This window comes from Streptantibioticus silvisoli (assembly GCF_027947535.2).
In the GTDB taxonomy this organism is placed as follows: Bacteria; Actinomycetota; Actinomycetes; order Streptomycetales; family Streptomycetaceae; genus Streptantibioticus_C; species Streptantibioticus_C silvisoli.
The window spans coordinates 102,487-119,446 of record NZ_JAAGKO020000025.1; the positions used below are offsets into that span (position 1 = coordinate 102,487).

Consider the following 16,960-nt stretch of genomic DNA (forward strand, 5'->3'; position numbering starts at 1 on the left):
ACGCGATGACCACGCGTACGCCGATCGCCATCGTGGGCATGTCGGTCTTCTTCCCCGGTGCCCGCGACCTCGACAGCTACTGGCGCAACATCGTCGACGGCGTCGACGCGATCACCGAGGTGCCGGCCGGGCGCTGGGACGAGGAGTTCTACGCCCCGGACGGGCCGAAGCGGGCGGACCGCGTCTACTGCCGGCGCGGCGGGTTCGTCGACCAGGACACCGAGTTCGACCTGGCCCGGTTCGGGATCATGCCGACCTCGGTGGCCGGTACCGAGCCGGACCAGCTGATCGCGCTCCAGGTGGCGCACCAGTCGATCGCGGACGCCGGCGGTGAGGCGGTGCTGCCGGCCGACCGGCAGCGGGTCGGTGTGGTGCTGGGCCGCGGCGGTTATCTGACGCCGGGTCTGGTGCGGTTGGACCAGCGGGTGCGTACCGCCAACCAGGTGGTGCGCACGCTGCGCGAGCTGGCCCCCGAGCTCGACGACGCCCGGCTGGAGCAGGTGCGGGCCGCGTTCGCCGACCAGCTCGGGCCCGAGCAGCCGGAGTCGGCCATCGGGTTGGTGCCCAACCTGGCCGCCTCCCGGGTGGCCAACCGGCTCGATCTGCGCGGCCCGGCCTACACCGTGGACGCCGCGTGCGCCTCCTCGCTGGTGGCGGTCGACCACGCGGTGCGCGAACTGGGCGCCGGCCGGTGCGACGTCATGCTGGCCGGCGGCGTCCACCACTGCCACGACATCACGTTGTGGAGCGTCTTCAGCCAGCTGGGCGCGCTGTCGCCCAGCGAGCGCATCCGCCCGCTGCACCGGGACGCGGACGGGGTGCTGATCGGTGAGGGCACCGGCATCGTGGTGCTGAAGCGGCTGGCCGACGCCGAGCGGGACGGCGACCGCGTCTACGCGGTGGTCTCCGGCACCGGGGTGGCCTCCGACGGGCGCTCCTCCAGCCTGTTCAACCCCGACCCCGGCGGCCAGATCCGCGCGGTGCGGCAGGCGTGGCAGGCGGCGGGCCTGGACCCGGCCGCGCCGGACGCCATCGGCCTGCTGGAGGCGCACGGTACGGCCACCGCGGCCGGCGACCGCGCCGAACTGACCACGGTCGCCGAGGTGTTCGGCCCCGCCGACGGTGAGCGGGCGGCCATCGGCTCGGTGAAGTCCAACATCGGCCACACCATGCCGGCGGCCGGCATCGCCGGTCTGATCAAGGCCGCGCTCGCCATCCACCACCAGGTGCTCCCGCCGACCCTGCACTGCGACGACCCCAACCCGGCGCTGGAGACCACCCGGTTCGCCCCGCTCGCCGAGGCCCGCCCGTGGAAGGCGCCGCAGACCGGGGCGCCGCGCCGGGCCGGGGTCAACGCCTTCGGCTTCGGCGGCATCAACGCCCACGTCGTGCTGGAGCAGCCGGCCACCGTGCCGGCCACCCGCACCGCCGGCCTCGTCGTCACCGAGCCGGAGCGGGTGCTGCGCCTGGCCGCGCCCGACGCCGCCGGCCTGGCCGCGCTGCTGGACCGCGAGGACTCCGCGGTGCTGGCCGCGGGCCTGGACGAGCGGACCGCGGTGGACGAACCGGCGCGGCTGGGCATCGTCGACCCCACCGAGCGGCGCCTGACGCTGGCGCGCAAGGCGGTGCTGCGCGGCAAGCCGTGGCGCGGGCGCAGCGACGTGTGGTTCAGCCCGAGCCCGCTGCTGGGTGCGGCCGGCGGCCGTACCGCGTTCCTGTTCCCGGGCCTGGAGGCGGAGTTCGAGCCGCGGGTGACGGACCTGGCGGCCTGGCTCGGGCAGGAGTGGACGCTGGGCAGCGACGCGCGGGTCGGTGACGTCGGGCGGCACGGCGCGGCCGTCTTCCAGCTGGGCCGGATGCTCGACACCTCGCTGCGCCGGCTGGGTGTCGTGCCGGACGCGGTCGCCGGGCACAGTGTCGGGGAGTGGACCGCGATGGCCTGCGGCGGCATCCACGCCGCGGACGAGGTCGACGCGTTCCTGGCCGGTTTCGACCCGGACGCGCTCCAGGTGCCCGGTGCCGCCTTCGCGGTGCTCGGCATGACGGCCGACGAGGTGCTCCAGGTGCTGGGCGAGCGCACCGACGTGGTGCTCTCGCACGACAACGCCCCCAACCAGTCGATGATCTGCGGCCCGGAGGAGGCGGTCGGCGAGATCGTGCTGGCGATGCGGGCGCGGGGCGTGATCGGGCAGGTGCTGCCGTTCCGCTCCGGCTTCCACACCCCGATGCTTGCCCCCTACCTCGATCCGATCCGGCGGGCGGCGCAGACGTACACGCTGCACCCGCAGACCACGCCGGTGTGGTCGGCGACGACCGTCGCGCCCTACCCGGACGAGCCGGAGGCGGTCGAGGAGCTGTTCGTCCGCCATCTGCTGGAGCCGGTGCGCTTCCGCCTGATGATCTCGGCGATGTACGACGCGGGTTTCCGCGCGTTCGTCCAGCTGGGCGCGGGCCAGCTCGGTTCGCTGGTCGACAGCACCCTGTCCCACCAGGAGCACCTGACGGTCTCCGCGCACGCCTCGGCGCGCGACAGCCTGGCGCAGTTGCGCCGGGTGGTCACCGCGCTGTGGGTGGACGGCGGTTCGCCCGACTGCGTACCGCTGCTGGCGACGGCCGGGACGGGCACGACGCCGGCGGCTGCGCCGGCGCCGAGCGCGCGGGCTGCCGCCGGGCGCGGTGTCCGGCTGGACCTGGGCGGGGCGCTGGTCTCGCTGCCGCAGCAAGCGCGCGGCGTGCTGTCCGGTGCGGTGGGCGGCCCGGCGGTCACCGGCGAACCGGTGCTGGCACGCCTCGCCCGGGCGGGCGGCCACCACCCGGTCGCCGCCGAGCTGTCGGCGCTGCTGCACGAGACGGCGAGCGTCGCCAACGAGTTGATCGGCGCGCGGGCCGGACGGGCCGCCCCGGCCGGCCGCGTCGCGGTGCCGCGCGGCCCGGTGCGGCCGCCGGCCCGGCCGGCCGCGGTGCCCGCCGGCGCGCCCGCCGCGCCCGCCGTGCCGGCGGCGCTGCGGTTCGGCGTCGAGGAGATGCCGTACCTGCTGGACCACTGCTTCTTCCGGCAGCGGCCGGACTGGCCCGACGACGCCGACCGCTGGCCGATCGTGCCGGCCACCACGGTGATCACCCGTCTGATGCAGGTCGCCGAGCAGGCGGTGCCGGGCAGGCGGGCGGTCGCGGTGCACGGGGTGCGACTGCAGAAGTGGATCGTGGCGATCCCGGCGGTGGAGGTACCGCTGTCGGTGACCCGCCTGACGGCGGACCGGGTCGAGGTCGTCCTGGAGGGTACCTCCCGCGCGATCGTGGAGCTGGCGCCGCGTTACGCCGACCCCGCCGAGCCGTGGACGTTCGACCCGGCCACCGAGCGGACTCCGGCGCTGCGCGCGGAACAGCTCTACACCGAGCGGTGGATGTTCCACGGGCCGCGGTTCCAGGGCGTCAGCGAGCTGACCGCCATCGGCGACCACCACGTACGCGGCATCCTGACCGCGCCCGGCGCGCCCGGCGCGCTGATGGACAACGTGGGCCAGCTGCTGGGCTACTGGATCATGGACCGGCTCACCGAGCGCACCACCGTCTTCCCGGTGGGCATGGACCGCATCACCTTCCACGGCGCCGAACCGCCGGCGGGCGAGCGGCTGGAGTGCCTGATCCGGATCACCGGCGTGACCGACACCACCCTCGTGGCGGACATGCAGCTGGTCCACCGGGGCCGGGTGTGGGCGCAGTTCAGCGGCTGGGCGGACCGGCGGTTCGACACCGACCAGGGCATCCGCGCGGTGGACCGCTTCCCCGGCGCGAACACCTTGTCGACCGCCCGGCCCGAGGGCTGGTCGGTGGTGCACGAGCGCTGGCCCGACCTGGCGACCCGTGAGCTGATCATGCGCAACATGCTGGGCAGCGCCGAACGCCAGGGGTACGAGGAGCTGTCCCCGGTGCGCAGGCGGCAGTGGCTGCTGGGCCGGATCGCCGCCAAGGACGCGGTGCGCGGCCTGCTGTGGGACGAGGGCGCCGGCGACGTCTACCCGGCCGAGGTCGCCGTCCGCAACGACGACACCGGCCGGCCGTACGCCCGCGGCGTGCACGGGCGCGAGGTCGGCGACCTGGTCGTCTCCATCGCGCACCGCGCGGAGACCGGGGTGGCCATCGCCCGGCGCGGGCCGTGCGGCATCGACGTCGAGGTGGTCACCGAGCGGCCGCGCACCACGGTGGCGGCGGCGTGCGGCGCCGCGGAACTCGCGCTGTTCGACGCCACGGTGGCCGGCTCCGCCGAGGACGAGGCGGTCTGGTTCACCCGCTTCTGGGCGGCGAAGGAGGCCGTCGCCAAGCAGCGCGGCACCGGACTGCGCGGCAGGCCGGCCGACTACGAGGTGGTGGCCGCCGACGACGGGCGGCTGCGCGTGGTGATCGAGGGCGCGGCGCACGAGGTACGGGTGAGCCGCCTGACCAATCCGCCGGGGCTGCCCGAGCGGGAGTACGTGGTCGCCTGGACGACAGGTACCGACGAGACAGGAGAGCGACATGGGCACTGAGACGACGGGGTCCACCGTGGACGAGCTGGAGCGCGCCCCGCTGGCCGCCGACCCGGACGTGGTCCTGGCGGACCTCGCGGGCATGCTGCGGGAGCTGCTGGAGGAGTACGGCCTCGACGACGCCGAGATCACCCGGGCGACCACCTTCCACGACGACCTCGAACTGGAGAGCGTCGACCTGGTCAGCCTGTCGGGGACGATGCGCGAGCACTACGGCGACCGCGTCAACTTCGCGGCGTTCATCGCCGACCTGGAGCTGGACGAGATCATCGCGCTGACCGTCGGCCAGCTGGTCGACCACGTCGTCGCCTCCCTGCGCGCCACCGAGCGTGGCTGAGCGATGACGAAGATCAGCACCGGTGCGATCACCACCCACGTCCAGCGGCTCGACGCGGTGCGCCCGCCCGAGGAGATGGGCGAGGCGCCCGTGGTCGTGTTCGTCCACGGGCTGCTCACCGACAGCCTGGCGAGCTACTACTTCACGCTGGGCCCGGCGTTCGCCGCGGCCGGCATCGACGTGATCATGTACGACCTGCGCGGCCACGGCCGCAGCGACCGGCCGGCCAGCGGCTACCGGGTCGAGAACTTCGTCGACGACCTCGTGGGGCTGCTCGACGCGCTCGGGGAGAAGCGGCCCGTGCACGTGGTCGGCAACTCCTTCGGCGGCACCGTCGCCGCGGGGCTGTCGGCCTGGCACCCGGAGCGGGTGGCCACCGTGACGCTCATCGAGTCCGAGCCCCCGGTGCCGGTGTGGACCGAGCACATCTCCGTCGGACTGGCCTCCGCCAAGCGGCAGTTGGTGCGCGACGAGGCGATCGACTGGATCCGCGACAACCACGGCGCGCACACCGCGCGGCTCTCGCGCGGCGCCAGCCGCATCCTGGAGAGCACCACGCTGGCCGAGGAGGTGGCGGCCGGCCGGACCATCGACGCCGACCTGAGCGCGCTGACCCGGCCGATGCTCGCCATCTTCGGCGACGAGTCCGGGCTGAGCGACCAGAAGTCCTACCTGGAGGCCAACGTCCCGGCCGAGATCCGGGTCGTGGTGCTGCCCGAGCAGGGCCACTCGGTCCTGGTCGAGCGGACCGAGGAGACCCGCGACCTGGTGCTGGACTGGGTGCTGCGGCACACGCTGGCAGAGGCGGTGCGGTGAGCCGGTTCCTGTTCGTCGTCCCCCCGCTGGTCGGCCACATCAACCCGCTCCTGGGGGTCGCGGAGGAACTGGCCGGCCGGGGCCACGAGGTGGCCTGGGCGGGCTACCCGGAGCAGATCACGCGGCTCGCCGGCGACGAGGCGACGGTCTTCGGGTGCGACATGCCCGACGGCGGGCTGGTACGGCCGCCGCAGCTGGCCGGCCCGGCCGCCTTCAAGTTCCTGTGGGAGGAGTTCTTCCTCCCGCTCGCCGACCTGATGGCCCCCGGGGTGGACGCCGCCATCGACGCGTTCGGCCCGGACGTGGTGGTCACCGACCAGCACGCGGTCGCCGGCGCGCTGGTCGCCGAGCGCCGCGGCGTCCCGCACGTCACGTCGGCCACCACCTCCGCCGAACTGATCGACCCGCTCGCCGGGATGCCCAAGGTCGGCGCGTGGCTGCAAGGGCTGCTGACCGGGCTGCGCGGGCGGATCGGCGATCCGTCGGCCACCGGCGACCCCCGCTTCTCCCCGCACGCCGTCATCGCCTTCACCGGGCGCGACCTGCTGGGTGGGACCGAACTGCCGCACGAGCGCACCTACCTGGTGGGCCCGGCGATCGCCCCGCGCGTCGACCGCTCGGACTTCCCCTGGTCGGCGCTGGACCCGGACCGCAAGAGGGTCCTGGTCTCGCTGGGCACGGCCAACCTCGACGCCGGCACCCGCTTCCTCACCGAGGCGGTCACCGCGCTGGACGGCCTCGGCGACCGGGTGCAGGGCATCGTCGTCGACCCGGGCGGCACGCTCGGCGAGGTGCCGCCCGGCATCCTGGTGCGGCCCTACGTTCCCCAGCTGGAGCTGCTGACCAAGGTGGACGCGGTCGTCTGCCACGGCGGGCACAACACCGTGTGCGAGTCGCTGTGGCACGGCGTACCGCTGGTGATCGCCCCGATCCGCGACGACCAGCCCATCGTGGCCGGCCAGGTGGTCGACGCCGGCGCGGGCGTGCGGGTGCGCTTCACCCGGGTGGACGCGGCCCGGCTCGGCGCGGCGATCGAGACCGTGCTGGACCCGTCCGGCGGTCACCGGGCGGCGGCCGAGTCGATCGGCCGCTCCTTCCGCGCCGCGGGCGGCGTGGTGACCGCCGCCGACCGGCTGGTGGACATCGCCGAACCGGCCTCACCCGCCGCCCGTCCCACCGACCGCCAGTGCGAGGAACCGACATGACAACGGCCTCCGAGCCCCGTACCTCCACCGGGGTTCCCCTGCCGCCGGCCGCCACGGACCAGCCGCCGGCGCCGCCCGGTCCCGCCGCCCCGCCACAAGGCCCCCCGGCCGGGACCGCGGCCGGGACCGCGCCGGGCACCGCGCCGCTGCGGGCGCTGCTGGGGTACGCGCGCCCGCACCGCGCGGTGCTGCTCGGCACGCTGCTGGTGGTGCTGGTGGCCAGCGCGTCCGGGCTGGTCCAGCCGCTGGTCGCCCAGCACGTGCTGGCCACCCTCGGCTCCGGCGGGAGCGTCGTGGGCCCGATCGTGCTGCTGGGCGTGCTGGTGGTGCTGGGCGCCGGGCTGACCGGCCTGCAGTCCTGGTGGCAGCAGCGCACCTCCGAACGGGTGGTGCGCCAGGTACGCCGCGACCTGGTGTTCCGGCTGATCCGGCTGCGCGTACCGGAGCTGGACAGCCGCCCGCCGGGCGACCTCATCGCCCGGGTGACCTCCGACAGCACCCTGCTGCAGAGCGCCGCCACCGAAGGACTGGTGCTGGTGGCCAACGGCGCGCTCAGCGTGGTCGGCGCGGTGGTTCTGATGGGCGTGGTCAACCTCGAACTGCTGGCCGTCACCCTCGGCGTGATGGTCGTGGTGGGCGTGGTCATCATGCTCGTGCTGCCCCGCATCCGCGAGGCGGTCGCCCGCGGCCAGCAGTCCGTCGGCGCGGTCGGCGCGGCACTGGACCGCACCCTCGGCGCGGCCCGCACGGTGAAGGCCAACGGCGCCGAGCTGCGCGAGACCGGGACCGCCGGCGACGCCATCGAGAGCTCCTACCAGGCGGGGCTGCTCGCCGCCCGGTACGTGGCCATGGTGAAGATCTTGTCCGGGGTCTCGATCCAGGCGGCGTTCTTGTCGGTACTCGGCGTCGGCGGCGCGCTGGTGGCCTCCGGCCATCTGACCGCGCCGGCGCTGATCGCCTTCCTGCTCTACGTGTTCTACCTGGCCAGCCCGATCGGCTCGCTCATCGCCGGCGCCGGCATGCTTCAGCAGGGCCTGGGCGCCGTCGGCCGGATCGAGCAGGTCAAGCAGATGGCCGTCGAGGAGGACGTCGACGACGCCTCCCCGGTCGCGGTACGCACCCACTCCACCGCGCCCGCGGTCGAGTTCGACGACGTGCAGTTCTCCTACGCCGGCCGTGCCCAGGCGCTGCGCGGCGTCACGTACACCGTCGGCGGCGGCACGCAGACCGCGCTGGTGGGGCTGTCCGGGGCGGGCAAGACCACCATGTTCGCACTGCTCCAGCGGTTCTACGAGCCGACGGCGGGCCAAATCCGCATCGGTGGCGTGGACATCGCCACGCTGCCGCGCTCCGAGGTGCGCCGGCGCATCGCGTACGTGGAGCAGGAGTCGCCGGTGATGGCGGGGACGATCGAGGACAACCTGCGGTACTCCTCGATCGGCGCGACGGACGAGGACATCGCCGAGGCGCTGCGGGTCACCCGGCTCGACGCGCTGATCGAGCGGCTGCCCGACGGGCTGCGCACCCAGGTCGGCACCCGCGGCGTGCAGTTGTCCGGCGGTGAGCGGCAGCGGCTGGCGATCGCGCGGGCCCTGCTGCGCAAGCCGGAGGTGCTGCTGCTCGACGAGGCCACCGCCCAGCTCGACGCGCGCAACGAGCAGGCGCTGCGCGACGCGGTCGACCAGGCGGGCCGGCGGTGCACGGTCATCCTCATCGCCCATCGGCTGTCGACGGTGACCGCGGCCGACCAGATCGTGGTCCTCGAACACGGCCGGGTGCGCGCGCTCGGCACCCACCAGGAACTGGTGGACAACGACGAGCTGTACCGCGAACTGGCCGCCTCCCAGATGCTGGTGGGCGAGGACGGCGACCCGGTCGAGGACCTGGCACCGGTTTCCTGAGGCCCCGCCGGCCCGGGCAGCGGCCGACGAAACACGGCGGAGGGCGTCCGTCCCGTCAGGGACGAGCGCCCTCCGCCGTTCTCCGGCCCGGTTCGGCCGGGGATCGCGATGTCAGCCGGTCAGGGCGTCCAGCGCGGGGAGGTAGCCGTCGGCGTAGCCGGTGGCCGTCGGGTGGTAGGACTCGTCGATCTTGCTCCAGTCGAGGCTGTTGAGCCACTCACCGTTGCCGGAGCAGATGCTGTGCGGGTCGAACACCGGCCGCGCGTCGAGGAAGGTGAAGCCGGCGTTGGCCGCCGCGGTGGCGGTCACACCCGCCAGGACGTCGGCCGCACCGTTGAGCGCGGTGCGCTCGGTGTCGCTGAGGCCGAGGATCCCGCAGTCGCCACCGATGGTGTAGAGCCGGGGGTAACCGACCACGATGACCCGCGCGTTGGGGGCCTGCGCCCGGATCGCCGCGTAGGTCTGGGCCAGCGCGGCCGGCAGCACGTTCTGCGCCGCCGCCTCGGACTGGGCCACACCGCTGAGGCAGTCGGAGTCGCTGATCGTGAGGATGCAGTTCTCCAGCACGTCCACGAAGCCGACGTCGTTACCGCCGACCTGAACGGTCACCAGCGTGGCGTTCGAGGGGATCTGCGGGATCTGCGTGTTGATCACGTCCGCGGTGGTCGCACCGGAGCAGGCCGCCTCCACGAAGGTGTACGACGGGTGCTGCGCCGCCCACAGCCGCGGGTACGACGTCGGGCCCCGCCGGCAGTCGGTCGCCGGGGTGTCATAGGTGTTGCTGCCGACCGCGACCGCGTAGGAGTCGCCGAGCGCGGCATAGGTGCCGTCGGACGCGTGGGCGGCGGGCGCGACCATGAAGCCGGCGGCCAGCGTCAGAGCGGCCACCAACAGTGCTCTTAATCTGCGCATCGAGTTTCTCTCCGGAGTGATGGATGGGACGCAATATAATTAGCAGTTCCGGAGATTGATCTGAATACTCGGGGCGGTAATTATTTGGTTACGATCACGTTTTTCGCCGGATCGATTGCCGCGACTGCGCGAATCAGGCCGGACGCCGCCGGGACGCAGCGGCGGAAAACGCACGCTCCGCGAGGACGCGACCACGCCACGGAGGCGGTGCGCGAAGGCCGGTAACGGACTCGCGCACACCCTCGCCCCACGGCCGAAAATGCGGGACCGCGCACGAGAAAACCAATAGTGGACGTATGGCGAATTCTTGCCGCCACCGGTTGACAAACTTGGCCCCGGCGTCGTCACCGGATTTTCACCACTGGTCGACGGAGCGTCACCCGCCCACGTGGCGCCCGTTTCGCCCTCCTGGCGGACCGGAGGGACACCCGGCGGACAAGAAGGTTTTGCGCCGCATTGGGATATATTCCGACCCCATCGGAACCGGGCACGGCCGGCCGGCGGCACTTCGCCGGTCCGAATATCGCCGCAGGTCGGTGTAGCGGGAATCGGTATACGATCCCTCCTCTCCGGAGCGCGCCGCGACATCCGCCTGGGCCGCGCGGAAATACCGCCGGACTTCACGAATCCGCACCGCTCAGCCGGATACCGCCTGGTCATCACGGAGATCTCCGCACGCCGCGTATGCGCCGGACCGGGAAACCGGCTGTCATGACGGTTACGGTTCCGCGCCGGAGCGGGCGGGAAACCCGACGCGCAACCCGGACAAAGACGGCCGGTCGGCATCCGACCCCAGATATCCGGTCGATGGCGAAATTCCCACCACGACCCCGCCCCCGAACAAGCCACCGGCCCCGCCCTGGCCCGGAACACGAATCCAGCCACGCCCCGAACCACGCGCAGCCACCCCGAACCACCGGACGGACCCCGCCCCGGGGCCCGGCCGAGGCGCTGGATCAGCCGCCCCGGAACGCGCGATTGCCGCCGACCGGCAACCGGGGGCGATCGACCGGCAATTGCGCGAGGAGGGTGGCTGCGCCGGCGGGGGCGGCACGGGTGCGGATGGAGTGGCGGGCGGTGGTGGACGGCACCGGTGCGGACGGAGTGGCGGGCGGTGGTGGACGGCACCGGCGCGGACGGAGTGGCGGGCGGTGGTGGACGGCACCGGCGCGGACGGAGTGGCGGGCGGTGGTGGACGGCACCGGTGCGGTGGGGCAGCGGGCAACGGTGGTCATCGGCACCGGTGCGGGCGCTTGCGCTTTCGGTGGGCGAGGTGGTGACCGGCACCGGTGCGGCCGGTCGGGTCCGGATACCGGTCGGCGTGAGCGCCCGGCGGCGCTCCGCGCTCCCCCGCCGGGCGCTCGACAAGGCTGACGCCGAACGACCTTGCCGCACCGACCCGTTGGGCAGCACCCACGCAGACGTCGGACGGCAACCGGACCGGGCGTTCCCCCGGTCCTCCAACAGGCCGAAACCAAGCGCACTCCGGGCCCCTGAACCCCCGACACCACCGACACCACCGACACCACCGACACCACCGACACCACCGACCAGCAACGCCAACAGGCCCCGCTCGCGCAGCAGTTGACTCCATCAGCCACCCCTGGCAACGCGACGCAACCCATCCTGAACTCGCCCCGACCCGACCGACCGCCTCGCTGCCCAGCCGGTCCGTCGGACGTCCCCCACCGCCGACCACGCATCCGCACCCCCACCCGCATCCGCACCGGCATCCCCACCCGCACCCACACCCACACCCACACCCACACCCACCCGAGCAAACACCCGAGCAAACACCCGTGGGACGCCCGGACTTACCGCGGATCGGCGCGTCGGCGCGTCGTCGTTCCGGGCGTGGTCCGAACCATTGACGTGTCCACGTCCGGTGGCTACTTTTCGGGATGACCGTCCGCACCGCGCACCCTCCACCGCCTCGCGCGGGTTCAGGCTCGGGAGATCCCCCCATGAAGGCAGTGCAGCTCCCCCTCGGCGCGTCCCCTTCGCATCCGACAACGATGTCAGCGGCCCCGCCGAGGCGTCCCGCACCGCTCTCCCGATCCGGGTCGTCGGACGGCTGACCGCCGTTCCCGACCCAGCGTCGCCCGGCGTGGCGGACCTCCGCCGGCGATCAGCACGACCGTCCCGACAGCTCCGCAAACCCGCGCGTGCCGTCGACGCCGTGACGGCAAGTACCACTCGGTTTCCGTCCTCCAGCGGCACGGCGATGCCCTGGGCAACCCCGAGCAGGTGGAACCCTTGAGAAAGTTCATCCCCGGAGCGGCCGTACTGGCCGCCGCCACCGGAATCGCCCTGGCGTTCCCCGTGGCGGCGCAGGCCGCGCCCGCGCCCGCGCCCCACGCCGCCACGAGCGGCCACGTCACGACCGCGCCCGCCTGCGCCAAGCCGCTGCACGCCGGCGGCCCGGTGTGCTACTCCGAGGTGCGCACGGACATCACCGCGGTGCACGCCAACGCCCTGTCCCCGCACGCGACGCCGTCCGGCTACGGCCCCTCGGACCTGCGCAGCGCCTACAACCTGACCTCCGCGGCGTCGTCGAACGGCGGCGGCGCGACGGTGGCGGTCGTGGAGAACGCGGACGACCCGAACCTGGAGTCGGACCTGGCGACGTACCGGTCGCAGTACGGTCTGGCGGCCTGTACGACGGCCAACGGCTGCTTCAGCAAGGTCAACCAGAGCGGCCAGCAGGGCAACTACCCGGCGGGCGACACCGGTTGGGGCACCGAGGCGTCCCTGGACGTCGACATGGTCTCGGCGATCTGCCCCAACTGCCACATCCTGGTCGTGGAGGCCGGTGACCTGGCCGCCGCCCAGAACACCGCGGTCTCGCTCGGCGCGCACTTCATCTCCAACAGCTGGGGCACCGGCGACGGTTCGGGCGACTCCAGCATGGACGCCGACTTCAACCACGCCGGAGTCGTCGATGTCGCCAGCTCCGGCGACAGCGGCTACGGGGTGAGCTTCCCCGCCTCCTCCCGCTACGTGGTGGCGGCCGGCGGCACCACGCTGAACCGTGCCTCCTCCTCGCGCGGCTGGTCGGAGTCGGCCTGGTCCGGCGCGGGCGCGGGCTGCTCGTCGTGGGAGGGCAAGCCGTCGTGGCAGACGGACTCCGGCTGCGGCAACCGGACCGTCGCCGACGTCTCGGCGATCGCCGACCCCGGCACCGGCGTCGCGGTCTACGACACCTACGGGCAGGGCGGCTGGTTCGTGGTGGGCGGCACGAGCGTCTCCTCGCCGATCATCGCCTCGGTCTTCGCACTGGCCGGCGCTCCCGCCTCCAACGCGGCCTCGGTGCTGTACGCCAACCGCGGCGACCTGAACGACGTCACCTCCGGCTCGGACGGCTCCTGCAGCCCGTCCTACCTGTGCAACGGCTCGTCCGGCTACGACGGTCCCACCGGACTCGGCACGCCCAACGGGCTCGGCGCCTTCAACGGGTCGGCCGGCGGCGGGACGACCGGGGCGACCGGGGCGATCACCGCGGGCGTCAACTCGTCGCTGTGCGTGGACGACCGGTCCTCCAGCACCGCCGACTACAACCCGGTCCAGCTGTGGGGCTGCAACGGCAGCAGCGCCCAGCAGTGGACCGTCGGATCCGGCAACACCCTCCAGGTCCTGGGCAAGTGCCTGGACGTCTACGCCGCCGGCACCGCCGACGGCACGCTGGCGGACCTCTACGACTGCAACGGCACCGGTGCCCAGGTCTGGCAGCCGCAGTCCGACGGCGCCCTGCTGAACCCGGCCTCCGGCAAGTGCCTCGACGACCCCAACTCCTCCACCGCGGCCGGCACCCAGCTGCAGATCTGGGACTGCAACGGCAGCAGCGCCCAGCACTGGACGCTGCCGTAACGCCCACGCGCTGACCGCCGCCCGCGACCGGCCCCGGTGGCCGCGCACGGCACGGCACGGCGGGTTCACCGGTGACGTCCTGTCACCGGTGAACCCGCCGTCGTGCGTCAGGACGGTTACGGGGCGATGCTCGGGCTGGTGCCCGCCAGCATCGGGTAGCCGAGGTCGAAGGGGGCGCCGGTGGACGGGGAGTAGTTCCACACGTCGCCGGTCGGGGCGTGGAAGGCGACGTCGCCGACCGTGCCGGAGACGGTCGTGACGGACGGGGTGGTGCGGGCCGCGCCGGCCGCGCTCAGCGTGGTGGTGCCGGTGCCGGCCGCGGAGGTGGTGGAGACGTATCCGGTGCCGGAGGCCAGGTAGGCGATCTCGTAGCCGTCGGCGGCGGAGGCCTGCGCGGTGATGGCCGGGCTGGTGCCGGTCAGCATCGGGAGGTTCAGGCCGGTGCCCCGGCCGTCGGAAGAGGTGTAGTCCCACAGGGAACCGGTGTTGGCCTGGAACGCCACGTTGAAGCCGCCGCTCGCCGCGGCCGCGATCGCCGGGTTCGTCCCGCCGGCCATGCCCAGGTGCGAGTCGATCGGCGTGCCGGAGATCGTGGTGACCCACAGGTCGACGTTGCTGCCCTGGTAGGCGATCTCGTAACCGCCGGCGGCGCCGGTCGGCGCGGAGATGGACGGACTGCTGGTGGTCACCATGGCCTGGCCCAGGCTGGTGCCGCGGCCGTCGGAGGAGGTGTAGTCCCACAGCATGCCGGTGTTGGCCTGGAACGCCACGTTGAAGCCGCCGCTCGCCGCGGCCGCGATCGCCGGGCTTGTGCCGCTCATCATGCCCAGGTGCGAGTCGACCGGGGTGCCGGTGAGCGAGGTGACCCACAGGTCCCCGTTGCCGCCCTGGTAGGCGATCTCGTTGCCGCCGGCGGCCAGTGCCGTGATGGACGGGCTGGTGCCGGACATCATGACCGCGCCCAGGTCGGTGCCGCCGGTCGAGGTCGCGGTCCACAGGTGACCGTTGGCGCCCTGGAACGCCTGCACCGCGTTGGCCGAGCCGCCGGTTCCGGTGCTCTGGGCGAACGCCGTCGTGCCGTTCGGGGTGCCCAGGCCGGTCGGCCCGTCGTAGCCGGGGCCGGCGGTGCACAGGTACGCCGGGGAACAACTGGCGGTGGCGCCGCTGGTCACGTCGTACAGGTTGGCGGTGTGCGCGTACGGGTAGGACGCCGGGTTGGTGCCGGCCGCCGGGTTGCCGGCCAGGGCGTAGACGGAGGCGATGATCGGCGAGGCCACCGACGTGCCGCCGTAGACGTTCCAGCCGCCCTCACCGTTGAAGGAGTCGTAGACGGCGACACCGGTGGCCGGGTCGGCGTCGGCGGAGACGTCCGCGACGGTGCGGCGCCCGCAGCCGGTGTCGGTCTGCCAGGCCGGCTTGGCCTCGTAGGCCGAACACCCGGAGCCCGCGCCCTCGTACGAGGCGGTGGACCAGGCCGACTCGGTCCAGCCGCGGGCGTTGGAGGCGGCGGACAGCGAGGTGCCGCCGACCGACGTCACGTACGGGGAGGCGGCCGGGTACTCGACCCCGTATCCGCCGTCGCCGGAGGAGACGGTCACCGCGACACCGGGGTGGTCGTAGTACGCGCTGTCGTAGGAGGTCTCGGCCGAACTCTCCGATCCGCCGTAGCTGTTGGAGACGAACTTCGCGCCCTGCGTCACGGCCTGGTTCATCGCGGTGCCCAGGTCGGTGTAGCTGGTGGAGTTCGCCTCGACCAGGTCGATGTGGCAGTTCGGGCAGATCGCGGACACCATGTCCACGTCGAGCGACTCCTCACCCGTCCAGTCGTCCGAGGACGGGGCGTTGGGCGGCAGAGCGGTGGTGCTGCCGGTCTGGCTCACGACCTTGAAGCAGCCGTTGGCCACCGTGCAGGCCGGCAGCCCGAACTGGGCGCGGTACACCGACAGGTCGCTGTTGGCGTTCGGGTCGTTGTAGGCGTCCACGACGGCGACGGTCTCGCCGGCGCCCTTCGCCGCGGCGGCCGCCGCCAGGTTGTAGGCGCTCTGGAGATTCGACGGTCCGTACCCGCCGACCGTGGCGGCGGGCGTGGTGCCCAGCGCGCTCTCCAGCACCGGACGCACATCGGTGCGCGTGAGCGCGTCGCAGTGCGCGTGCCCCGCGGCGGTGCCGGCGCACACCGTCTTGTAGGGGTGCGCGCCGCTCGGGCCCGGCAGGCCGGCGGCCTGGGCCGTCGCCCCCCAGCCGAGTAACGCGACTCCGAGGGTCAGAACGGCGCCCACGCGGACGGTGCCGCGTGTGCGGTCGAGGAACTTCACAAAAGATCCTTCCGGGCCTGGCGGTGCGATGACGGACAGGACGTGGATGACGGACAGGACGCGGAGGTGCGGCGTACGGGTGGGCCCGCGGGCGAACAGGGGCCGGAGCGCGGGAGAACCGACGGTGCGGCTTCCCGCCCGCCGGCCCCGCTCACCGGAAAAGCACGGCTTTTTCCGGCACCCGGCGCCGTCGTTCCCGCGACATCACGCGGGAACGACGGCGCGAGCACTCCGATTCGCTCCGGGAACAGAAGGGCTCAAAGGTTCCGGTCGCCGCCCCCGACGGCTTCCCCCGAAAACCGGACCCGTGAACCGGAGCACCGCTCCCCGGACAACTCCTCAAACGGAATGGATCACACCGCTTCACTCAGGCGCCCGCGTGGCCACACGGGCGGACGCTCAGCGGTGCCGCCTGGCATTCTTGCTGATCAGGTCGATCTCGATCGGGTCGCTCGGAAACGGTGTGGCCATGATGTAACCACGATGTGAAGGCGAGCCCGGGGGAAACCTACCCCCCAGTCGCACCGGCGTCGAGGTGATCGCCGGAAGTCGTACGCGTCCGGCGAACCAGGAACAAGACATTCCGCGACCGCGGGACAGCGGCCGCCATGAGCCGCCGCCGGAAAGTCACCGCATTTCCGCAGGGGTCACCGAAAGCGAATCCCCTCGGGACGGAGAGGAAACGGCCGGAAATATTCGACGCAAACAGGCCAACAAAACCCGCGAAGCGGAAACGATTCTGTTCCGCCGAGGCGGTCGCGGGAGCGGTCGCGCGAGCGGGCGCGGATGCCGCACCGGGGGTGTCCGCACCGGGTGGGCGACGTTCGTTACCTGGGCACCGGCACCGGGGTGGTCCTCACCGGTGGGGTGCCGGCCGTTGCTCGGGGATCGTGCCCGGCGACGCGGGAGCCGCGGCGACCGTGACGGCGGGGCAGTGGCGACAGCGCGGCGCGGCGACGACGGCGTTCCGCCGCTGCCGGTCACGGGCCCGTGCGGGGCCGGGCGGTGGGTGCGGTGAACGGCGCTGATTCCGGCCGGGCGAACCGGCGTCCTGGTGCGCGCGGGTGGCGCGCACCAGGAC

General features: G+C 73.3%; 8 protein-coding genes. 6 read left to right on the forward strand and 2 right to left on the reverse strand.

Annotation, left to right across the window (positions count from 1 at the left end; all coding sequences use genetic code 11):
* Window positions 1-5: 5 nt before the first annotated feature.
* Genes POF43_RS18210 through POF43_RS18230 form a run of 5 tightly spaced genes read left to right on the forward strand, consistent with a single transcriptional unit; the run spans window position 6 to window position 8,785 of the window.
* Window positions 6-4,526, forward strand: a complete 4,521-nt coding sequence (locus POF43_RS18210; RefSeq protein ID WP_271322350.1) for a type I polyketide synthase — start codon at window positions 6-8, stop codon at window positions 4,524-4,526.
* On the forward strand, window positions 4,516-4,863 hold the full coding sequence (locus POF43_RS18215) for an acyl carrier protein (protein ID WP_271322349.1): 348 nt from the start codon (window positions 4,516-4,518) through the stop codon (window positions 4,861-4,863). The genes POF43_RS18210 and POF43_RS18215 overlap by 11 nt, the downstream gene beginning before the upstream one ends.
* Before the next feature lie 3 nt (window positions 4,864-4,866).
* Window positions 4,867-5,679 carry an alpha/beta fold hydrolase gene (locus tag POF43_RS18220; RefSeq protein WP_271314644.1) on the forward strand — a complete coding sequence of 271 codons (813 nt, stop codon included), beginning with the start codon at window positions 4,867-4,869 and terminating at the stop codon, window positions 5,677-5,679.
* On the forward strand, window positions 5,676-6,884 hold the full coding sequence (locus POF43_RS18225) for a glycosyltransferase (protein ID WP_271322348.1): 1,209 nt from the start codon (window positions 5,676-5,678) through the stop codon (window positions 6,882-6,884). Before POF43_RS18220 ends, POF43_RS18225 begins: the two co-directional genes overlap by 4 nt.
* Window positions 6,881-8,785, forward strand: coding sequence for an ABC transporter ATP-binding protein (locus POF43_RS18230; RefSeq protein WP_271322347.1), 1,905 nt, complete (start codon window positions 6,881-6,883; stop codon window positions 8,783-8,785). The genes POF43_RS18225 and POF43_RS18230 overlap by 4 nt, the downstream gene beginning before the upstream one ends.
* A 111-nt stretch (window positions 8,786-8,896) precedes the next feature.
* On the opposite strand, the gene POF43_RS18235 is transcribed toward POF43_RS18230, so the two are convergent.
* Complete coding sequence (locus POF43_RS18235; RefSeq protein WP_271322346.1) at window positions 8,897-9,673, reverse strand: SGNH/GDSL hydrolase family protein; 777 nt, start codon at window positions 9,671-9,673, stop codon at window positions 8,897-8,899.
* Between the two features lie 2,280 nt (window positions 9,674-11,953).
* Between POF43_RS18235 and POF43_RS18240 the strand changes: the two genes are divergently transcribed.
* Entirely contained in the window at window positions 11,954-13,564 is a 1,611-nt protein-coding gene (locus POF43_RS18240) for a ricin-type beta-trefoil lectin domain protein (RefSeq protein WP_271317466.1), read from the forward strand.
* Window positions 13,565-13,680: 116 nt separating this feature from the next.
* Here POF43_RS18240 and POF43_RS35325 read toward each other — a convergent pair whose 3' ends face one another.
* On the reverse strand, window positions 13,681-15,879 hold the full coding sequence (locus POF43_RS35325; protein WP_271324132.1) for a S53 family peptidase: 2,199 nt from the start codon (window positions 15,877-15,879) through the stop codon (window positions 13,681-13,683).
* Window positions 15,880-16,960 lie beyond the last annotated feature (1,081 nt).